Origin of the sequence: Mycobacterium sp. NPDC048908, from assembly GCF_043197955.1 — a bacterium.
In the GTDB taxonomy this organism is placed as follows: Bacteria; Actinomycetota; Actinomycetes; order Mycobacteriales; family Mycobacteriaceae; genus Mycobacterium.
The window spans coordinates 84556-103737 of record NZ_JBICUE010000004.1 but is presented as its reverse complement, the minus strand read 5'-3'; the positions used below and the strand labels follow the sequence as shown (position 1 = coordinate 103737).

The following is a 19182-nucleotide window of genomic DNA, read 5'->3' as shown; positions in this document are numbered from 1 at the left end:
AATGAAGCGGAGAATCTGTATGGGCCTGCTCAGCGATCGCCAGAGCCAACTGTTCATCGACGGCAAGCTGGTGGCAGGCGGCGGCGGCACGTTCCAGACGATCAACCCGGCGACCGAAGAGGTGCTCGGCGTCGCCGCGGACGCCACCGTCGACGACATGGGACAGGCCGTCGAGGCGGCACGCCGCGCGTTCGATGACTCCGACTGGTCGACCAACGTCGAGTTCCGGGTGCGGTGTGTGCGCCAGTTGCAGGATGTCCTGACCGAACGCACCGAAGAACTGCGGGAGTTGACCATCTCCGAAGTCGGCGCGCCGCGGATGCTCACCTCGATGGCTCAGCTGGAGGGGCCGATCGCCGATCTCAGTTTCGCCGCCGACACCGCGGAGACGTACCAGTGGACCACCGACTTCGGCATCGCCGAGCCGATGGGCATCAAGACGCACCGCTCTGTCGTCCGTGAGGCAGTCGGGGTCGTCGGCGCGATCACCCCCTGGAACTTTCCCCACCAGATCAACCTCGCCAAACTCGGCCCCGCGCTGGCCGCGGGCAACACTGTGGTGCTCAAGCCCGCACCCGACACGCCGTGGTGTGCGGCCATCCTCGGCGAACTCGTCGCCGAGCACACCGACATCCCGCCCGGCGTGCTGAACATCGTCACCTCCAGCGACCACGGTGTCGGCGCTCTGCTGTCCAAAGACCCACGGGTGGACATGGTTTCGTTCACCGGGTCGACGGCGACCGGACGCGCGGTGATGTCTGACGGTGCCGCCACGCTGAAGAAGGTGTTCCTCGAACTGGGTGGCAAGTCGGCGTTTGTGGTGCTTGACGACGCCGATCTGGCGGGTGCCTGCTCGATGTCCGCGTTCACCGCATCGATGCATGCGGGACAGGGTTGTGCGATCACCACCCGACTTGTGGTGCCGCGGGCGCGTTACGACGAAGCGGTCGAGGCGGCCGCGGCAACGATGGGCTCGCTGAAGCCAGGCGACCCTGCGGACCCGGGAACCATCTGCGGTCCGCTGATCTCCGCGCGGCAGCGGGACCGCGTTCAGGGCTACCTGGATTCGGCCACCGACCAGGGCGGCGAGTTCGCCTGCGGCGGCGGCCGTCCCGCCGGCCGTGACACCGGGTTCTTCATCGAGCCGACTGTCATTGCGGGCCTCGACAACAACGCCAAGGTCGCGCGTGAGGAAGTCTTCGGCCCGGTGCTGACGGTGATCGCGCACGACGGCGACGACGACGCGGTCCGCATCGCCAACGACTCGCCCTACGGATTGTCGGGCACGGTGTTTTCCGCCGATCCGCAACGCGCCGCACGTATCGCCGCGCGGATGCGGGTCGGCACCGTCAACGTCAACGGCGGCGTCTGGTACTCCGCCGACATGCCGTTCGGCGGCTACAAGCAGTCCGGCATCGGTCGCGAGATGGGGCTCGCCGGGTTCGAGGAATACCTCGAGATCAAAGCCATCGCCACCGCGGTTTAGCACCGAGTGGCCAGTTGGGACACGAAATTTCGGTCGAATCGTGCATTAACTGGCCACTCGACAGGAAGGAAAACATGCAGTTCGAGGAGAAGGTCGCGATCGTCACCGGCGCAGGCGGCGGCATCGGCCAGGCCTACGCGGAGGCCCTGGCGCGAGAGGGGGCCGCGGTGGTGGTGGCCGACATCAACACCGAAGGCGCGCAGAAGGTCGCCGACGCCATCAAGGGCGAGGGCGGTAACGCGTTGGCGGTCCACGTGGACGTGTCCGATCCGGAATCCGCGAAACAGATGGCCGCGCTGACCCTTTCCGAGTTCGGCGGCATCGATTACCTGGTCAACAACGCGGCGATCTTCGGCGGCATGAAGCTGGACTTCTTGATCACCGTGGACTGGGATTACTACAAGAAGTTCATGAGCGTGAACATGGACGGCGCGCTGGTGTGCACCCGCGCGGTGTACCGCAAGATGGCCAAACGCGGTGGCGGCGCCATTGTCAACCAGTCGTCGACGGCGGCGTGGCTGTATTCGAACTTCTACGGGCTCGCCAAGGTCGGCATCAACGGCCTGACCCAGCAACTGGCCACCGAACTGGGCGGCCAGAACATCCGCGTCAACGCGATCGCGCCGGGTCCGATCGACACCGAGGCGAACCGGACCACCACACCGCAGGAGATGGTGGCCGACATCGTCAAGGGAATCCCGTTGTCCCGCATGGGCCAACCGGAGGACCTGGTTCCCATGTGCATGTTCCTGCTGTCGGATCAGGCCAAGTGGATCACCGGCCAGATCTTCAACGTGGACGGAGGGCAGATCATCCGATGACCGACCTGAAGCTTGGTTACATCGGGCTGGGCAATCAGGGTGCGCCGATGGCCAAGCGACTCGTCGACTGGCCAGGCGGCCTGATCGTTTTCGACGTCCGCACAGACGCGATGACACCACTGGCCGAACTCGGCGCCAACATTGCAGACGACGTTGCCGACGTGGCGTCCGCCGACATCATCAGCGTGACGGTACTCAACGACGAGCAAGTCCGCGACGTGGTCGGTCGACTGTCCGAACATGCCAAACCGGGCACCGTCATCGCGATCCACTCGACGATCGAACCGGACACGGCCCGCCAACTTGCTGAAGAACTGCGGCCCAGGGAAATTCACATCGTCGATGCGCCGGTCAGCGGTGGTGCGGGCGCAGCGGACAAGGGTGAGCTCGCGGTGATGGTCGGCGCCGACGACGAGGTGTACGCCAAAGTCAAGCCGGTGTTCAAGAAGTGGGCGTCGCTGGTGGTCCGTGCAGGCGAGCCAGGGGCAGGCACCCGAATGAAGCTGGCCCGCAACATGTTGACGTTCACCGGCTTCGCGGCGGCCTGCGAGGCGCAGAAACTCGCCGAGGCGGCGGGCATCGACCTGCAGAAGCTCGGTCGGGTGGTGCGGCACAGCGATGCGCAGAGCGGCGGTCCCGGTGCGATCATGTATCGCGACGACACGAAGCCATTGACGCCCGACCACTTTCTGCACGACATGTTCATCCACACGCGGGGACTGGCGGAAAAGGACCTGCGCCTTGCGCTCGGTCTCGGTGAAGCGACGGGCGTCGACTTGCCGCTGGCCGAAGTCGCCTTGCGAGACCTGGCCGCCGGGCTCGGCGTGCCGCACACAGAGGAGTAGTCGCTATGGATGAACTGCGCCGCAAGGGCCTTGAGAAGATGAAAGAGGTCTACGCCTGGGACATGCCCGATATGCCGGGCCGGTTCTTCGCGCTTACCGTCGACCACCTGTTCGGCACCATCTGGACGCGCGAGGGTCTGTCAATGCGCGACCGCCGGTTGATGTTGCTCGCCGTCCTGACCGCGCAGAACCAGGAAGCCCTGTTGGAGGTCCAACTCAACGCGATCCTCTCCAACGAGGAGCTGACCGTCGACGAGCTCAAGGAGATATCGATCTTCCTCACCCACTATGTCGGATTCCCGCTCGGCTCGAAACTGGACGGAGCGATCCATCGCGTGGTGCAGAAGCGGAAGAAGGCCGAGGAAGCCGGTGCGGCCAAGGACGCGAAGGACAATGTCAACGAAGCCGTGCAGATGTACGCGCACAAGGACCTTCATGACAAGTAGGTACGCTGGTCTGTCGCGCGAGCAGCTTGCCACGCTCGTGCCCGAGCTGCTGCTGATCGGACAGATGATCGATCGGTCCGGAATGGCTTGGTGCATCAGCAATTTCGGGCGCGAGGAGATGCTGCAGATCGCGATCGAGGAGTGGATGGGCGCAAGCCCGATCTACACAAGGCGGATGCAGCGCGCCCTGAAGTACGAGGGCGACGACGTGATCACGATCTTCAAGGGTCTGCAGCTCGACATCGGTGCGCCGCCGCAGTTCATGGATTTCCGCTACACCGTGCACGACCGCTGGCACGGCGAGTTCCATCTCGATCACTGCGGGGCGCTGCTGGACGTCGAGCCGATGGGTGAGGATTACGTCCGCGGTATGTGCCACGACATCGAGGACCCGACGTTCGACGCCACCGCGGTGGCCACCAATCGTCGCGCCCAGATCAGGCCGATCCACCGGCCGCCGCGGGTGCCAGCCGACCGCCACCCGCACTGCGCGTGGACCGTGATCATCGACGAGTCCTACCCCGAGGTAGACGACCACCCCGCATTGGATGTCATCGGGCGAACCCACGCCGCTACCACCGAACTCGCACCCATCGACACCGGAGCCGAGGGGCGAAGCGATTACTCCGGTGACCTGGTGTCGGACTTCGACTTCACCGCCTACTCGCAGCCGGCTCTGGTGCGGATGGCCGACGAAGTGGCGCTGCAGATGCACCTGCTGAACCTGTCGTTCGTGCTCGCGGTCGGCAAGCGCGCGGGAACGAATACCGAACTGGCGACCGAGATCTGCACCAAGCAACTGATCGGGCTGGCGGGCCTCGCCGCCGAGCGCATCCACCACGCTCTCGGTCTGGCCGCCGACGTCGAGGGTGCAACGCGGATGCTCGAACTGCACCCGATCTTCAACCCACCCGCCTACGTGTCGGCCGAGTTCGGCAAGGACGCGGTGCATGTCCGGCGCTCACCGGCGCACGACGACGGCGCCTGGGTGTCGCTGATCAATCCCGGCGAAACCCGTCCGCTGCAGGCGGCGGTGACGGCGGTCGACCGCCACTTGGATGTCGAGGTTGCAGGAACCGACGCCGAGTGGACTGCTCGCGTGATCGAAACCGGCACTGCGGCAGAGGAACTACCGGAGGTGTCTATCGCGAAGGTCAGTGGCGGCGCGACGTTCGTGTTCGAGCCACGGAAGTCGCTGCCGCTGAGGGTCGTATAGCCTCGCCGACCCAGCGCTTCAGATAAGCCCGCAGTTCGTCCCCCGTCCGAGGCGGGCGGCCGGGGTCGATCACGAACGACTGGATGATCCGCAGCAGGTGCTCGGCGAGTTCGTCGAGGTCGGCGTCGGTGAACCCAAGGCCGATCCAGTCCACGTCGAAGCGGCGCACCATCGAATGCGCGAAGTCCAGCGCGACGTCGGACGTCACCCCCTCGGTATGCGGGTTCGGCCGACCGGGACCGATGAGCAGGCCCAGATGTTTGTCCTGCGGTAACCATTCGAGTGCGGTCGCGACGGCTTCGGTGACCGCGTCGGGCGGATCCGAAAACCCGTGCACGTGCGCGGCCAACCTGTCTAGGAACCCGCCTGCGGCATGGACGGCCGCCGCCACCAACAACGCGTCGGTGCTCGGAAAATACCGGTAGACGGTCTGCCGGGTGACGCCGAGTGTGCGGGCGACATCGGCGATGGAGAAGTCGGCACCCTTGGCGTCGATGGCCTTGCCTGCGGCATCGAGGATGCGGGCAATGGCCTCCTCGTCAGTTGCGGGGGCCGAGCCGGACCAGCCGTGGGTGCGCACGCGCCCGATGCTATCCGCGGTAGGAGACTTGCAGCTCCTTGACCCCGTTGATCCACCCGGATCGAAGCCGTTGCGGCTCGGCCAGTTTGGTGATGTCCGGCACCTGATTGGCGAGCTCGTTGAAGATCAGCTTGATCTCCATTCGGGCCAGGTTGGCGCCGATGCAGTAGTGCGCGCCGTTTCCGCCGAAGCCAAGGTGGGGGTTCGGGTCGCGCCGGATGTTGAACTCGAACGGCCGGTCGAACACCGCATCGTCGTAGTTGGCCGAGCTGTAGAACAGACCGACACGCTGGCCCTCGCGGATGGCGACTCCGTCGATTTCGGTGTCCGTCAGCGCCGTTCGCTGAAAACAGTGCACGGGCGTGGCCCAGCGGACGATCTCGTCGGCCGTCGTCTCCGGTCGTTCGCGCTTGAACAACTCCCACTGGTCGGGGTTCTCGAAGAACGCGTTCATGCCGTGCGTCATCGCGTTCCGGGTGGTCTCGTTGCCCGCGACGGCCAACAGGATGACGAAGAATGCGAACTCGACGTCCTCGATGGCCTCTCCATCTATGTTGGCCTGGACCAGCTTGGTGACGATGTCGTCGGCCGGACAGCGGCGCCGTTCGTCGGCCATGTTGTAGGCGTAGCCCATCAACTCGGCGTTGGCGGCGATCACGTCGGCCGCGAAGTCGGGGTCGTCGGTGTTCATGATCAGGTTGGTCCAGTGGAACAACTTCTCGCGGTCCGCCTCGGGTACCCCGAGCAGATCGGCGATGGCCAGCAGCGGCAGACCCATCGCGATATCGTCGACGAAGTTGCCTGACTGCTTTTTCCTTGCGGCGCTGACGATTTCACGTGCGGCCCCGGCCAGCTTCTGTTCGAGTGTGGCGACCGCGCGTGGCGTGAAGAGCCGGGACACGATCTTGCGCAGCCGGGTGTGTTCCGGGGCGTCGTGGTTGATCAGCAGCGCCTTGGTCAGCTCGAGTTGCTCGGGCGTGCAGCCCTCGGGCATGCGCATGACCACACCCTTGCGGTTGGTGGACCACAGATCGCCGTTGCGGGAGATCTCCTTGATGTCGGCATGACGACTGATCACCCAGTAGCCGCCGTCTTCGAAGATCGATTCCGTCTGCTCGTTCCACCACACCGGCGCGGTCTTGCGCAGCTGTGCGAACTCGGCGACCGGGATGCCTTTGACGAGGACGTCGGGGTCGGTGAAGTCATACCCGGGGCCGAACGGGCATGTGGTCTGCGTCATAGTTTCGACCATACACTGCAGAGTCAAGTGTATGGCCGAGCTCGGCCGTACGATCGGACCTGTGCACGCCAAGCAGGCCCTGGTACGACGGCCCGGTCCCCGACTGGCCGAAGGTCTGTTGACCCACCTCGAGCGGTCACCCGTCGACGTGGATGTCGCGATGAAGCAGTGGGACGGCTACGTCCGGGCGTTCGTCGATGCCGGTTGGCGGCTGACCGAAGTCGAACCCGCGCCGGACTCTCCGGACAGCGTGTTCGTCGAGGACACCGTCGTCGTGTACGGGGACCTCGCCGTCGTCGCTCGCTCGGGCGCCGTCGAACGGCGCTCGGAAACCGAGGGCACCGAGAAGGTGGTGGCCGAATTGGGTTACCGCATCGCGCACATCGAGGCTCCTGGCGTGCTCGACGGCGGAGACGTTCTCAAGCACGGTGGCACCGTTTACGTCGGGCTGTCCGGTCGCACCAACGCCGAGGGGATCCGGCAGTTGGCTGAACACCTGGCCCCGTACGGCGCGACGGTGATCACTGTGCCGTTGACCAAGGCGCTGCACCTCAAGTCGGCGGTGACTGCGCTGCCCGACGGCACGATCATCGGCTACGAGCCGGTGGTCGACGATCCGTCGGTCTTCCCGGCGTTCTTCGCTGTGCCGGAGGAGCCGGGCGCGCATGTCGTGCTGCTCGGCGACGGAAAGCTGCTCATGTCCTCGGCCGCACCGCAGACCGCCGAGCTGCTGCGGGCGCGCGGGTACGAACCGGTGCTGGTCGACATCGGCGAGTTCGAAAAGCTCGAGGGTTGCGTCACGTGCCTCTCGGTTCGGCTGCGCGCATCTAGTTAGGGTGAGCCTGTGCGCGTCCTCGTGATCGGATCCGGAGCCCGTGAACATGCGTTGCTGCTGGCGCTGCGCCGAGACCCCGAAGTGGTGGACCTGGCGGTCGCGCCGGGCAACGCCGGCACCGCGAACATCGCCGATCAATACGACGTCGATGTCAGCTCCGGTGAGGCCGTCGTGCAACTGGCCCGGCGTATCGGCGCCGACCTTGTGGTGATCGGACCCGAGGTGCCGCTGGTCCTCGGCGTCGCCGACGCGGTGCGCGCCGCGGGCATCGCGTGCTTCGGGCCCACGAAGGACGCCGCGCGCATCGAGGGATCGAAGGCATTCGCAAAGGACGTGATGACGGCCGCGGGCGTGCGGACGGCGACGAGCGAGATCGTCGACAACCCCGCGCACCTCGATGCGGCGCTGGACCGGTTCGGCCCGTCGGCAGGCGACCAGGCGTGGGTGGTCAAGGACGACGGGCTGGCCGCGGGCAAGGGCGTGGTGGTGACCGCCGACCGCGATGTTGCCCGCGCGCACGCCGCAAGCCTGCTCGACGCTGGACATCCGGTGCTGCTCGAATCGTTTCTCGACGGCCCGGAGGTGTCGCTGTTCAGCGTCGTCGACGGGGAGACCGTGGTGCCGTTGGTCCCTGCACAGGACTTCAAGCGGGTGGGCGACAACGACACCGGTCCCAACACCGGGGGTATGGGCGCGTACGCGCCGTTGCCGTGGCTGCCCGCCGACGTGGTCACGCAGATCGTCGACGAAATCGTGAAACCCGTTGCGGCGGAGATGGTCCGGCTCGGCAGCCCGTTCTCCGGACTGCTGTACACCGGGTTGGCGATCACGTCGAAGGGGCCTGCGGTGGTCGAATTCAACTGCCGTTTCGGCGATCCCGAGACGCAGTCGGTGCTGGCGTTGCTGGAAACCCCCGTCGGTCAGCTGTTGCGTGCGGCGGCGACGGGACAGCTTTCCGAACAGCCGCCATTGCGGTGGCATGACGGCTATGCGGTCACGGTCGTGGTGGCGGCCGAGAACTACCCGGGCCGCGCCCGTGTCGGCGATGTCATCCAGGGCGCGGAGGCCGATGGAGTGCTGCACGCGGGCACCGCGCGGCGCGACGACGGCGCGATCGTTTCTTCGGGCGGCCGCGTGCTCTCCGTTGTCGGAACGGGGGCCGATCTGGCCGCCGCACGCGACGCCGCCTACGCGCTGACCAAATCGATTCGCCTGCCAGGCAGCCACTTTCGCAACGACATCGGGCTGGCGGCGGCGGAAGGAAAAGTCTCGGTCTAAGCGATCAGCAGCGGAGCCATCCAGGCGATTTCGGCCGGCAGCTGCGAACTCCAGAACGCCCCGTCGTGTCCGCCAGGCGAGAAGCCACCCGACGGTGGGCTCGGCAACTGCGCGATGAACTGCTTGGTGGCCGAGTAGAACGGATCGCTGTTGCCGCAGTCGATTCGGATCGGGATCTGGCCCAGCTGCGGCAGACCCCACACGCTGTTGGCCGCGTAGTCGTCGGCGCCGTCGAACGCGCCGGGGGCCGTAGCGCCCGACGACGTCCACAGCGCCGGGCTCACCGCGCAGATCGCGGCGGTGCGGGCAGGCCCGAGTCGGGCGCCGAGCAGCAGCGCGCCGTAGCCGCCCATCGACCAGCCGAGGAATCCGACGCGCGACGTGTCGAGGCCCTGCTGCCCGAGCATCGGGATCAGTTCGTTCAACACCATGGCACCGGAGTCCTCGCCGGATGCCCGCTTGTGCCAGTAGCTTCCGCCGCCGTCGACCGCGACGACCGCGAACGGCGGAATGCCCGCCGCGACCGCCTGGGCGAGACCGTGTTCCACCCCGCCGGCCATCACGCCCGCGGCGTCCTGTCCCTTGCCGTGCAGCGCGATCACCGGACGTAGCGGCGCGGTCTGCCCCGGCGGGCGGGCGATCGCCCAATTCGTCGCGACGCCGCCGCGCGCGGCGGAGACGAACGAGCCGTCGACGTACGTGGGTTGCACCGCCGCGGGTGCGGGGTCGAGCGGGGGTGGCGGAGCCAGCGGCGCGCCTGCACCCGTCATCGACACCGACGGTCCCGCGGTGCTTGGTCCGTGCAGTGCGGAGCCCACCGCGTAGGCGCCCGCTGCACCCGCCGCGGCGCCGACACCGAGGCGCAGAATCGCGCGGCGACTCATGGCTGGCATGCGCGCCATCATGCCAAAGGCGTTTCCGCGATCGCGGTGAACATCGCCTCCAGCACGTTGACCAGCTGATCGGCGTCGGCTTCGTTGAGGGCGCGGGTGTGCATCACCCGGCGCATCAACAGGATGCCAGCGATCGCGGACAACATGGCCTCGGTGCGCACGCCGCGACCGGGCTCGGGCAGTTGGCCGGCCAGTCGGCGTCCGACATGGCGTTCGATCGCATCGCGCACGATTTCGACGGCGCGCGGGTTGGACACCGATCGCAGCATGATCAGGAATGGGTCGAGTGGTTCGGCGTCGGGGTTGGTGCGTGCGACGAGCGTGGTGGCGGCCTCGTGCGCGAGCGTCTTCGGGTCGGTGCCGATCACTGCCGCGGGCGCGAACGACACCTCAACGGCCTCGGCGAAGAGTTGCTCCTTCGATCCGAAGTACCTGTTCACCATCATGGCCGTGACGCCCGCTTCGCCTGCGATATCGCGGACTCCGACGCCGTCGTACCCGGCGCGGGCGAAACTGCGGATCGCGGATTCCAGGATCGCCTCACGGGTGGCGGCCGCGTTGCGCGGTCGGTGTTGTGTCACATCTCGACGGTAAGGGAATGAATCCGGATAAGTCTACGTCTGTATACATATGTCTGAAGCATCCAAAGTGTGGTTCATCACTGGTAGTTCCCGAGGTTTCGGGGCGGAGTTGGTGCGCGCCGTGCTGGCGCACGGCGACCGCGTCGTCGCGACCGCGCGGCAACCGGATCAGTTGCGCACCCTCGTCGAGGGTCACGAAGACCGGGCGCGTGTGTTCGCGCTTGATGTCACCGACGCCGACGCGGCTTGCGCCGCAGTGGAATTCGCCGTCAGCGAGTTCGGCCGCATCGACGTCGTCGTCAACAACGCCGGCTACGCGAACAGCGCACCGATCGAAGAGTCCGACCCCGCCGACTTCCGTGCCCAGATCGAGGCCAACCTCTTCGGCGTCGTCAATGTGAGCCGCGCGGCGCTGCCCGTGTTGCGGGCGCAGCGATCCGGTGTGTTCGTTCAGTTTTCGTCGATCGGCGGACGAGTCGGCGGCACGCCGGGCCTCGGCGCATACCAGACCGCGAAGTTCGGCGTCGAGGGTTTCTCCGAAGTGCTCGCCAACGAGGTGAGCGCGTTCGGCATCAAGGTGATCATCGTCGAACCCGGGGCGTTCCGCACCGACTGGATGGGGTCGTCGATGACGATGCACGAACCCGGTGCCGACTACCGCGACACGATTGCATTCATCCACGAATTGCGAAGGACCGCCAACGGAAGTCAACCCGGTGACCCGGCCCGCGCCGCGCGAATCATCATCGATGTCGTCGAGTCACCCGAACCGCCGCGTCGGCTGCTGCTCGGTAGCGATGCCGTCGAACTCGCATTGGCCAATGGCTCACAACGTAATGAGGAAGCGCGGAACTGGGCGGCGGTGAGCCGCAGCGCCGACTTCCCTGAATAAAGGCTGATGATTAGCCGAAAGCGCTATGCCGCCACCGCGTGGCTGGCAGCATGCTAGAGGTGACGGCAGCAGTCACTCCAAAAGGAGAACGTCGGCGGTACGCGCTGGTCAGCGCGGCCGCTGATCTGCTGTGCGAAGGTGGGTTCGACGCGGTTCGGCACCGCGCGGTGGCCCGCCGAGCGGGGTTGCCGTTGGCGTCGACGACGTACTACTTTTCCTCGCTCGAAGACTTGATCACCAAGGCGGTCGAGCACGCCGGGACGCGTGAGGCCGAACAATTGCGCGCCCGGGTGTCCGCGTTGTCTCGGCGGCGGCGTGGCGCCGAGTCGACGGCTGATGTGTTGGTGGACCTGTTGGTCGGTGAGGCCAACGGGCTACGCGTCACCGAGCAGTTGATCTCCCGATACGAGCGCTACATCGCGTGCGCGCGTCAACCCGGATTGCGGGAAATCGAGCGGCGCATCCTGCAGCAGCGCACAGATGCGGTGGTCGAGGTGGTCGAGCGGTCCGGTCGGGCGGTGCGCGCTGAACTGCTCACGGCATTGGTGTGCGCTGTCGACGGTGCGGTGGTGGCCGCGCTGGTCGGCGATGGTGACGGTCCGCGTGCGACGGCGCGCGCGACCCTGATCGATGTGATCGACGTGCTCGCGCCGATCGACGAAAGAGTGGCACCAGTCTGATCGGAGGACAGGGCAATGACCGCGCCGGAGACCATTGAGGAGCAACCACAGCTGCGGCGAGTCATGGGTCCGGGGCTGCTGCTGCTGTTCGTCGTCGGTGACATCCTGGGCACTGGGGTGTACGCATTGACCGGTGATGTCGCCGCGGAAGTCGGTGGAGCGGCGTGGGTTCCGTTTCTCGTCGCGTTCGTGATCGCCACCATCACCGCGTTCAGTTATCTGGAACTGGTCACCAAATATCCGCAGGCGGCGGGTGCCGCGCTGTACGCGCACAAGGCTTTTGGTGTGCAGTTCGTGACATTCCTGGTGGCGTTCGTGGTGATGTGTTCTGGAATCACTTCGGCGTCGACCGCATCGCGGTTCTTCGCGGCGAACTTCGAGACGGCGTTCGATCTCGACTGGGGCAAGGTCGGGATCGTCGTAGTGGCCCTGCTCTTCATGGCCACGCTCGCGATCGTCAACCTGCGCGGGGTCGGGGAGAGCGTGAAACTCAATGTGGTACTGACCATCATCGAGATCACCGGCCTGCTGCTGGTGATCTTCGTCGGGTTGTGGGCGTTCACGTCGAGCGGCGACGTCGACTTCTCCCGCGTCGTCGCGTTCGAAACGGCATCGGACAAGAACACCTTCCTCGCCGTCACCACAGCGACGTCGCTGGCGTTTTTCGCCATGGTCGGATTCGAGGACTCGGTGAATATGGCTGAGGAGACCAAGGATCCGGTTCGCGTCTTCCCGAAGGTGTTGTTGTCGGGCCTCTCCATCGCGGGCGTCGTCTATGTGATCGTGGCGATCGTCGCGGTCGCGCTGGTGCCGGTCGGCGTGCTGGAGGCCAGCGACACACCGTTGGTCGAGGTGGTCAAGGCCGGCGCGCCGGGAATGCCGATCGAGGACATCCTGCCGTTCATATCGATGTTCGCGGTGTCCAATACGGCGCTGATCAACATGTTGATGGCCAGCAGGCTGATTTACGGCATGGCCCGCCAGCACGTGTTGCCGCCGGTGCTGGGGACAGTCCACCCTCGACGGCTCACCCCGTGGGTGGCCATCGCGTTCACCACGCTGATCGCGTTCGGGTTGATCTTCTATGTGACGGCGTTCGCGAACAGCGATGCCATCGCGGTGCTCGGCGGAACCACCTCGCTGCTGTTGCTTGCGGTGTTCGCGATGGTCAATGTCGCGGTGCTGGTGTTGCGGCGCGACGTTCGGGAAGCCGGCGGGCATTTCAAGACCCCTACCGCGCTGCCCGTCATCGGCTGTATCGCTTCGCTGTATCTGGTGACGCCGCTGTCGGGCAGGCCGGCCCAGCAGTACGTGCTGGCCTTGGTGCTCGTCGGCATCGGCATCCTGTTGTTCTTGGTGACGATGGCGATCAACCGTCACCTCGGCATCCGCGATGCTGGGATAACCGACCCGACGCATCTCGGAGCAGCACCGGACTAGCGCAAAGCCTCACGGATCGCGGCGAGTTCCTTCTGCGCATCGCCGAGTAATTCCATCGCACGGATCAACCTATTCTCCAGCGAGGAGCGACTGCTGCGGCGGTCGGGGGTCGGCCTCGCTGGGGCCGACATCGTCGGCGTGACGATGTAGCCCGTCTCGTAGTCGCCGTAGATGGTGACGTCCTCGGGTCGGTGATACCAGTACGACGCGACATACGCGGCGATGACCGCGTCGACGGCGTCCTCGTCCCTGTCGAGTTGGCTCGGCTTGGTGGCGGCCTCCACCCGCCTGCGCAGTTCGACCCATGCGACGCTGCGGTTGGCGCGAAGTCTCGGAGTCTCGTTGTCGAGTCCCTCGATCAGCGTCATCAGCTTCAGCAACTCGCGCCTGCGGTCGTCGAACGACCCTTTCTTGTACTTCAGCGTCTTGTCCAACCCGAACAACACGACAGTCGCCGGATGCGGGTACACCTCGATGGCCCGCCTGGTCGCGTTCGACGCGGGATCCATGTCGAGCCCGAGAGCCGTTGCCAGCACCGCCGCACGCGGTGGGTTGAACAGCGGGTTGGTGGTGTTCGCCGGATACGCGCCCGCGTCGAACTTCTGGAAGTCGCGGTTGTATGCGGTCTCGGCCGGCCGGTATCCGGTGGCGTTGTTGACGATCAGCGGTGCGTCGATGCCGACCAGGCAGTCCTCGCCGGTGAAGGGGGCGACGGCGTCGATGATGCTGGCGTCGTCCTGCGCGATGCCGACGTGCAGCAGGCGGCCGCCGGCGTCGATGGCGGCTACGCCCGTCTGCTTCTTTTCACCCCACGCGAGATCCAGCCCAACGAAGTGCATACGCATAGCCTGCCTTACCCGGGTCGTAAGCTGTGTGTCTGTGACGATCCCTGATGTGCTGGCCAACCGGTATGCCAGCGATGAGATGGTGGCGATCTGGTCACCGGAGGCCAAGGTGGTCGCCGAGCGCAGGTTGTGGCTGGCGGTGCTGCGAGCGCAGGCCGCCCTCGGCGTTGACGTGCCAGCCGGCGTGGTTGAGGACTACGAGCGGGTGCTCGAGGACGTCGACCTGTCGTCGATCGCGGCGCGGGAGCGGGTGCTGCGCCACGACGTCAAGGCGCGCATCGAGGAATTCAATGCGTTGGCCGGTCACGAACACGTGCACAAGGGCATGACGTCGCGGGATCTCACCGAGAACGTCGAGCAGTTGCAGATCCGGCGTTCTCTCGACCTAGTGTTCGCCCACGGTGTCGCGGTGGTGGCGCGACTGGCCGAGCGGGCGATCAGTTACCGCGACCTGGTTATGGCGGGCCGTAGCCACAACGTCGCCGCGCAGGCCACCACGCTTGGCAAGCGGTTCGCGTCGGCCGCCGAGGAGATGCTGCTCGCGCTTGCGCGGTTACGGACGCTGATCGACCGGTATCCGTTGCGCGGCATCAAGGGTCCGATGGGCACCGCGCAGGACATGCTGGACCTGTTCGGCGGCGACACCGCGCGGTTGGCCGAGCTCGAGCGCCGAGTCGCCGAATTCCTGGGCTTCACAGACATTTTCACCAGCGTGGGGCAGGTATATCCGCGCTCGCTGGACCACGACGTGGTGTCGGCCCTGGTGCAGTTGGGGGCGGGACCGTCGTCGCTGGCGCACACCATCAGGCTGATGGCGGGCCACGAACTGGTGACCGAAGGCTTTGCGCCTGGACAGGTCGGCTCGTCGGCCATGCCGCACAAGATGAACACCCGATCCTGCGAGCGGGTGAACGGTCTGCAGGTGGTGCTGCGCGGCTACGCGTCCATGGCAGCGGAGTTGGCGGGTGCGCAGTGGAACGAAGGCGACGTGTTCTGCTCGGTGGTGCGCCGCGTCGCGCTGCCCGACGCGTTCTTCGCGATCGACGGTCAGATCGAGACGTTTCTGACGGTGCTCGACGAGTTCGGCGCGTATCCCGCGGTGATTCAGCGCGAACTCGACCGCTACCTACCGTTCCTCGCGACCACGCGGATCCTGATCGCGGCGGTGCGTGCGGGCATGGGCAGGGAGGCCGCGCACGAAGTGATCAAGGAGCATGCGGTCGCCGTGGCGCTGGCGATGCGCGAAAAGGGCTCGGAGCCCAATCTTTTGGACCGGCTGGCCGCCGACCCTCGGCTGCCGTTGGACCGGGTGGCACTCGACGCGGCATTGGCGGACAAGCAGGCGTTCACCGGTGCGGCGGGCGATCAGGTCGACAGGGTGGTGGATGCGGTCGACGATCTGGTGGGCCGTTATCCCGAGGCGGCGAAGTACACCTCGGGCGCGATCCTGTGACTTCTGAGTTGTCGCAGATCGACTTCACCGATCTCGGCAACTTCGCATCCGGGTTTCCGCATGCGCTGTTCGAGGTGCATCGGCGCGAGGCGCCGGTGTACTGGCACGCGCCTTCGGAGCACACGCCGGACGGTGAGGGGTTCTGGTCGGTGGCCACGCATGCGGAAACACTTGCCGTGCTTCGTGATCCGGAGACGTACTCGTCGGTGAAAGGCGGCATGCGGCCGTACGGTGGCACGCTGCTGCAGGATCTGTCGATCGCGGGCCAGGTCCTGAACATGATGGACGATCCGCGGCATTCGCAGATTCGTCGGCTGGTCAGTTCGGGACTGACGCCGCGAATGATCACCCGAGTAAAGGACGATCTTCGGGCCAGGGCGCGTCGCTTGCTGGACGCAGTGGCACCTGGCGAGCCATTCGACTTCGTCGTCGAAATCGCTGCCGAACTGCCGATGCAGATGATCTGCATACTGCTCGGAGTGCCCGAATCCGAACGACATTGGTTGTTCGAGGCCATCGAGCCACAGTTCGACTTCGGTGACTCACGCACGGCATCCGTTGGGCAGTTGACGCCCGAGGAGGCCGGGTCTCGCATGTACGCCTATGGTCAGGAGTTGATCGCGGCCAAGCGCGCGCAGCCCACGGACGACATGCTGTCCGCGGTCGCCAACACCGATGGATTGTCCGATCTGGAGCTGTACCTGTTCTTCAGCTTGCTGTTCAGTGCGGGCGCGGAGACGACGCGCAACGCGGTGGCGGGCGGACTGCTGGCGCTGGCGGAGCATCCCACCCAACTGGCCTTGCTGCGTTCGGATTGGGGCCTGCTGGCTTCCGCCATCGAGGAGATGGTGCGGTGGACGTCGCCGTCACCGTCGAAGCGGCGCACGGCCACCCGGGACGTCGAGTTGGGCGACTGCGTCATCGAGGCGGGGCAGAAGGTCCAGGTCTGGGAGGGCTCGGCCAACCGCGATTCGTTGGTTTTCGCCAATGCGGACAGGTTCGACATCGCGCGCAAGCCGAATCCGCACCTGGGCTTCGGCCATGGCGTGCACTACTGCCTCGGCGCCAACCTGGCGCGGCTCGAGTTGCGGGTGTTGTTCGAAGAGTTGCTCGACCGGTTTTCGTCGGTGCAGGTGGTCAAGCCGGTGGAGTGGACGCGCAGTAACCGTCACACCGGTATTCGGCATCTGGTCGTTGAACTTCAGCCGTGAGACCGGATACCTTCGCGGCGGTCATGGCGACCGGGATTGTGTCGATCGCGGCTTCCGATCACGGCTTCGGCGTCATCAGTGACGTGTTGATCGTATTGGCCGCCGTCGCGCTGCCGGTGCTGATGGTGGCGGCCGGGTTTGCATGGCGGCGCGAGTCGTGGCCGGTGACGAATCTCGATGTGGCGCTGCCGCTGTGCACGTACATCGCCGCGTGCGCGGTGGTCGCCGCACGGCTGGCCGACCACCGTGTCGTACTGTGGGTGCTCGCGGCAATGGCGTTGCAGGGCTGGCTTTCGTTGGCGCCGATGGTGGTGCGGCGGATGTGGCGCGACCGGTCCGGCTTGCGCGACCGTGCGCACGGCGCGTGGGAACTGGCCAGCGTCGCGACATCCGGATTGGCCATTCTGATGGCAGATCTGAAGATCGTGTTTCTCGCCGTGTTGTTCTGGGTTGTCGCGATCGTCGGGTATCTGGTGATGACCAGTCTGATCGTGCGGCGGGCGGTGCATGAGCCGTCGGCGCAGGCGCTGCTGCAGCCGCACATCTGGATTCTGATGGGCGGGGCGGCGATCGCGACGCTTGCGGGCGATCACATCCACAACGCCGGGCTCACCGCGGTATGGCCGTTGACGGTCGTGACATGGATGGTGGCGACCGCGTGGATCCCCGTGCTCTTGTACGTTAGTGTTCGGCATCGCGTCGGCCTGGCGTGGGCGGCGGTGTTCCCCCTCGGGATGTACTCGTCGGCGACATACGCCACGGCGGTCGAAACAGGTTGGCGATGGCTGACAGCCGTGTCGATGGCGTTCTTCTGGATCGCGTTGGCGGCGTGGATCATCGTCGTGATCGACGTGCTGCTTGGATTTCGGCGAGCACGCGTTGTGGATACTCCGTCAGATCCAGCCACGTGAAGCGCAACACCAACCAACCCAACAGCATCAGTCTGTTCTGCCGCTCGCGGTCGACTTGGAAGTCTTCTCGGCTGTTGTGGAAGGCCCAGCCGTCGGTCTCGACGTCGACTCTCTCTCGTGGGAATGCGACATCGAGCTTGTATCCACCGGCTGGGTAGTTGGCCTTCCAACCCGTGATGTTGTTGTCTCGCAACAGCTTGAGCAGAAGACGCTCGGCCTCGGAGCGAGCACCGTCGGCCGCTGCCATGAGCAGCCGGCGTGCCGCCGGCGAGCCGTGACGACCCTTGTTGCGCAGGTGCGCTCTCCAGAGTTGGGGAAGTTCGACATGACGCTGCAATGCGGAGTCCATCAGCTTGGCACCGCCGCCGCGTCTGGCGGCGGCTTCGACGACCGTCAAAGGCAGCGCCGTGACGCGAAGACCGTTGCGCTCGACGATGTCGTGCGGATCCAGATCCCGCCGCCGCAGTCTTGTGCCGAGTTTTGCTTGCAGACGGGCATCACGGGGAACGGTGACTTCGACGGTTTCGGGTGGGAATCGCGTGAGCTTGTGCCACCAGGCTGCTGCCAACCCGCTCGCGAGCGCATCTCGGCCGCAGCCCCATACCGCCACACGGACACGTGCTTCGTCGGTAAACGGTCTGTCGTCCACGAAGTAGAGACCGCGGGAGCACCGCAGCCACCGGCCGGACCTCACCAGCCGGTCGACGGCGTCTTGACTCAGGCCCGCTCGTAGCGCCTGAGCGTGAGTCAGCACGCCGTCCTGTCGGCGCAAGAACTCATCGAGCACCTTGGATGGACGCACTTGAGCCGACCATCGGTTCCCCACACAGCGATTTGTGGAGTTTGAACCGCGCTCACCGCGGCTGCGGCTCCACAAATCGCAAGTCAGCGGGGAAGGCGGCGGACGCGGACGCCTGCCGCGCGGAGTTCCAGAGCCGCCAGCCCGCGGATCGCGATGGGGTCGAGATTCCGCCAGGCGCCGACCGGGTCGGGAGTGATCGCCGCGAGCTTGGCCAGCGGTCGGTTGGCCAGCGCGCGAAGCGCCAGCAGCTGTTCGCCGGCCGCTGTCGAGGACAGTGTGATGGCCGTCCATTTGCGACGGAAGAACCGGATCCGCAGATACAGCCACGGCAGTCCGACGAACAGGATCGGCGGGGCGGCCACCGCCAGCGCCAGCACCCAGGCCAACCACGACGCCGTGGTGTCCAGGCTGTGTCCGGCGCCAGCGATGTCCAGCGCGGCCTCGCTGGCCGCTCGTAGCGGCTTGGCAAGCGCATCACCGATGAGTGGGAACTCGTCTGTGCGGTCTCCTGCGGAGTTGAGGTTGTCGGCGACGCCGTTGGCGCCGGTCTGCACCTGGCGACCGACCTCCGCGATCATCGAGATCGCGGAGTGCACCGCCATCCCGACCAGCACCCACACGGTCGTCCAGCCGATCACGACCACGTCGCTGATCACCTGCCTGAGTAGTCGCGACGGTGTGGTGGCATACGGCACGTAACGGGACGTCATGGGGTTGATCCCAGCAG

At 66.0% G+C, this 19182-nt stretch carries 20 protein-coding genes; 13 read left to right on the top strand and 7 right to left on the bottom strand.

Annotation, left to right across the window (positions count from 1 at the left end; all coding sequences use genetic code 11):
• The first annotated feature begins 19 nt into the window (after positions 1 to 19).
• The 5 genes from ACGFK1_RS12505 (at position 20) to ACGFK1_RS12485 (ending at position 4814) form a co-directional block, all read left to right on the top strand.
• A complete protein-coding gene (locus ACGFK1_RS12505; RefSeq protein ID WP_393430064.1) occupies positions 20 to 1486 on the top strand; it encodes an aldehyde dehydrogenase in 1467 nt (488 codons plus the stop codon).
• A 74-nt stretch (positions 1487 to 1560) separates the two neighbouring features.
• Positions 1561 to 2307 (top strand): SDR family oxidoreductase, encoded by a 747-nt coding sequence (locus ACGFK1_RS12500; RefSeq protein WP_393428812.1) that lies wholly within the window; start codon positions 1561 to 1563, stop codon positions 2305 to 2307.
• Positions 2304 to 3152: an NAD(P)-dependent oxidoreductase gene (locus ACGFK1_RS12495; RefSeq protein ID WP_393428809.1), complete on the top strand. Its 849-nt coding sequence runs from the start codon at positions 2304 to 2306 to the stop codon at positions 3150 to 3152. Before ACGFK1_RS12500 ends, ACGFK1_RS12495 begins: the two co-directional genes overlap by 4 nt.
• Positions 3153 to 3157: 5 nt before the next feature.
• Positions 3158 to 3598, top strand: a complete 441-nt coding sequence (locus tag ACGFK1_RS12490) for a carboxymuconolactone decarboxylase family protein (RefSeq protein WP_067795149.1) — start codon at positions 3158 to 3160, stop codon at positions 3596 to 3598.
• Positions 3588 to 4814, top strand: a complete 1227-nt coding sequence (locus tag ACGFK1_RS12485; RefSeq protein ID WP_393428806.1) for a hypothetical protein — start codon at positions 3588 to 3590, stop codon at positions 4812 to 4814. The genes ACGFK1_RS12490 and ACGFK1_RS12485 overlap by 11 nt, the downstream gene beginning before the upstream one ends.
• On the opposite strand, the gene ACGFK1_RS12480 is transcribed toward ACGFK1_RS12485, so the two are convergent.
• Positions 4753 to 5394 (bottom strand): TetR/AcrR family transcriptional regulator, encoded by a 642-nt coding sequence (locus ACGFK1_RS12480; RefSeq protein ID WP_393428803.1) that lies wholly within the window; start codon positions 5392 to 5394, stop codon positions 4753 to 4755. The genes ACGFK1_RS12485 and ACGFK1_RS12480 overlap by 62 nt on opposite strands.
• Positions 5395 to 5404: 10 nt before the next feature.
• Entirely contained in the window at positions 5405 to 6634 is a 1230-nt protein-coding gene (locus tag ACGFK1_RS12475; RefSeq protein WP_393428800.1) for a cytochrome P450, read from the bottom strand.
• A gap of 31 nt (positions 6635 to 6665) precedes the next feature.
• Here ACGFK1_RS12475 and ddaH point away from each other — a divergent pair, with 31 nt between their 5' ends.
• The gene (ddaH, locus tag ACGFK1_RS12470; protein WP_393428797.1) at positions 6666 to 7469 is read left to right on the top strand and encodes a dimethylargininase; all 804 of its coding nucleotides are present in this window, start codon (positions 6666 to 6668) and stop codon (positions 7467 to 7469) included.
• A gap of 9 nt (positions 7470 to 7478) precedes the next feature.
• Positions 7479 to 8747, top strand: a complete 1269-nt coding sequence (gene purD / locus ACGFK1_RS12465) for a phosphoribosylamine--glycine ligase (protein ID WP_393428795.1) — start codon at positions 7479 to 7481, stop codon at positions 8745 to 8747.
• Here the strand turns inward: purD and ACGFK1_RS12460 are convergent.
• Both ACGFK1_RS12460 and ACGFK1_RS12455 read right to left on the bottom strand, forming a co-directional pair.
• The gene (locus tag ACGFK1_RS12460; protein WP_393428792.1) at positions 8744 to 9652 is read right to left on the bottom strand and encodes an alpha/beta hydrolase; all 909 of its coding nucleotides are present in this window, start codon (positions 9650 to 9652) and stop codon (positions 8744 to 8746) included. The two genes, purD and ACGFK1_RS12460, sit on opposite strands and share 4 nt — an antisense overlap.
• Positions 9649 to 10221, bottom strand: coding sequence for a TetR/AcrR family transcriptional regulator (locus tag ACGFK1_RS12455; RefSeq protein WP_393428789.1), 573 nt, complete (start codon positions 10219 to 10221; stop codon positions 9649 to 9651). Before ACGFK1_RS12455 ends, ACGFK1_RS12460 begins: the two co-directional genes overlap by 4 nt.
• 49 nt (positions 10222 to 10270) lie before the next feature.
• Here ACGFK1_RS12455 and ACGFK1_RS12450 point away from each other — a divergent pair, with 49 nt between their 5' ends.
• Genes ACGFK1_RS12450 through ACGFK1_RS12440 form a run of 3 tightly spaced genes read left to right on the top strand, consistent with a single transcriptional unit; the run spans position 10271 to position 13233 of the window.
• Entirely contained in the window at positions 10271 to 11113 is an 843-nt protein-coding gene (locus ACGFK1_RS12450; RefSeq protein WP_393428786.1) for an oxidoreductase, read from the top strand.
• 50 nt (positions 11114 to 11163) lie between these two features.
• Positions 11164 to 11793: a TetR/AcrR family transcriptional regulator gene (locus tag ACGFK1_RS12445; protein WP_393428783.1), complete on the top strand. Its 630-nt coding sequence runs from the start codon at positions 11164 to 11166 to the stop codon at positions 11791 to 11793.
• A gap of 15 nt (positions 11794 to 11808) precedes the next feature.
• Positions 11809 to 13233, top strand: a complete 1425-nt coding sequence (locus tag ACGFK1_RS12440) for an APC family permease (RefSeq protein WP_393428780.1) — start codon at positions 11809 to 11811, stop codon at positions 13231 to 13233.
• Here ACGFK1_RS12440 and ACGFK1_RS12435 read toward each other — a convergent pair.
• A complete protein-coding gene (locus tag ACGFK1_RS12435) occupies positions 13230 to 14072 on the bottom strand; it encodes a DUF429 domain-containing protein (protein WP_393428777.1) in 843 nt (280 codons plus the stop codon). The two genes, ACGFK1_RS12440 and ACGFK1_RS12435, sit on opposite strands and share 4 nt — an antisense overlap.
• A gap of 40 nt (positions 14073 to 14112) precedes the next feature.
• Here ACGFK1_RS12435 and purB point away from each other — a divergent pair, with 40 nt between their 5' ends.
• From purB to ACGFK1_RS12420, 3 genes are read left to right on the top strand one after another with little or no spacing between them, the layout of a single operon-like run.
• On the top strand, positions 14113 to 15531 hold the full coding sequence (purB, locus tag ACGFK1_RS12430; protein ID WP_393428774.1) for an adenylosuccinate lyase: 1419 nt from the start codon (positions 14113 to 14115) through the stop codon (positions 15529 to 15531).
• Positions 15528 to 16742 (top strand): cytochrome P450, encoded by a 1215-nt coding sequence (locus ACGFK1_RS12425; protein WP_393428771.1) that lies wholly within the window; start codon positions 15528 to 15530, stop codon positions 16740 to 16742. The genes purB and ACGFK1_RS12425 overlap by 4 nt, the downstream gene beginning before the upstream one ends.
• A gap of 23 nt (positions 16743 to 16765) precedes the next feature.
• Positions 16766 to 17653: a tellurite resistance/C4-dicarboxylate transporter family protein gene (locus ACGFK1_RS12420; protein ID WP_393428768.1), complete on the top strand. Its 888-nt coding sequence runs from the start codon at positions 16766 to 16768 to the stop codon at positions 17651 to 17653.
• Here ACGFK1_RS12420 and ACGFK1_RS12415 read toward each other — a convergent pair.
• Both ACGFK1_RS12415 and ACGFK1_RS12410 read right to left on the bottom strand, forming a co-directional pair.
• Positions 17577 to 18440, bottom strand: a complete 864-nt coding sequence (locus ACGFK1_RS12415; RefSeq protein WP_393430061.1) for a type IV toxin-antitoxin system AbiEi family antitoxin domain-containing protein — start codon at positions 18438 to 18440, stop codon at positions 17577 to 17579. The genes ACGFK1_RS12420 and ACGFK1_RS12415 overlap by 77 nt on opposite strands.
• A gap of 98 nt (positions 18441 to 18538) precedes the next feature.
• On the bottom strand, positions 18539 to 19165 hold the full coding sequence (locus ACGFK1_RS12410; RefSeq protein WP_393428765.1) for a hypothetical protein: 627 nt from the start codon (positions 19163 to 19165) through the stop codon (positions 18539 to 18541).
• Positions 19166 to 19182: the final 17 nt, after the last annotated feature.

Coding starts and splice junctions, on each gene's coding strand:
- ACGFK1_RS12485 (WP_393428806.1), top strand. CDS start 3,588: ATGACAAGTAGGTACGCTGGTCTGTCGCGCGAGCAGCTTGCCACGCTC.
- ACGFK1_RS12445 (WP_393428783.1), top strand. CDS start 11,164: ATGCTAGAGGTGACGGCAGCAGTCACTCCAAAAGGAGAACGTCGGCGG.
- ACGFK1_RS12495 (WP_393428809.1), top strand. CDS start 2,304: ATGACCGACCTGAAGCTTGGTTACATCGGGCTGGGCAATCAGGGTGCG.
- ACGFK1_RS12435 (WP_393428777.1), bottom strand. CDS start 14,072: ATGCACTTCGTTGGGCTGGATCTCGCGTGGGGTGAAAAGAAGCAGACG.
- ACGFK1_RS12410 (WP_393428765.1), bottom strand. CDS start 19,165: ATGACGTCCCGTTACGTGCCGTATGCCACCACACCGTCGCGACTACTC.
- ACGFK1_RS12440 (WP_393428780.1), top strand. CDS start 11,809: ATGACCGCGCCGGAGACCATTGAGGAGCAACCACAGCTGCGGCGAGTC.
- ACGFK1_RS12490 (WP_067795149.1), top strand. CDS start 3,158: ATGGATGAACTGCGCCGCAAGGGCCTTGAGAAGATGAAAGAGGTCTAC.
- ACGFK1_RS12475 (WP_393428800.1), bottom strand. CDS start 6,634: ATGACGCAGACCACATGCCCGTTCGGCCCCGGGTATGACTTCACCGAC.
- ACGFK1_RS12500 (WP_393428812.1), top strand. CDS start 1,561: ATGCAGTTCGAGGAGAAGGTCGCGATCGTCACCGGCGCAGGCGGCGGC.
- ACGFK1_RS12460 (WP_393428792.1), bottom strand. CDS start 9,652: ATGATGGCGCGCATGCCAGCCATGAGTCGCCGCGCGATTCTGCGCCTC.
- ACGFK1_RS12420 (WP_393428768.1), top strand. CDS start 16,766: ATGGCGACCGGGATTGTGTCGATCGCGGCTTCCGATCACGGCTTCGGC.
- ACGFK1_RS12450 (WP_393428786.1), top strand. CDS start 10,271: ATGTCTGAAGCATCCAAAGTGTGGTTCATCACTGGTAGTTCCCGAGGT.
- ddaH (WP_393428797.1), top strand. CDS start 6,666: ATGGCCGAGCTCGGCCGTACGATCGGACCTGTGCACGCCAAGCAGGCC.
- ACGFK1_RS12505 (WP_393430064.1), top strand. CDS start 20: ATGGGCCTGCTCAGCGATCGCCAGAGCCAACTGTTCATCGACGGCAAG.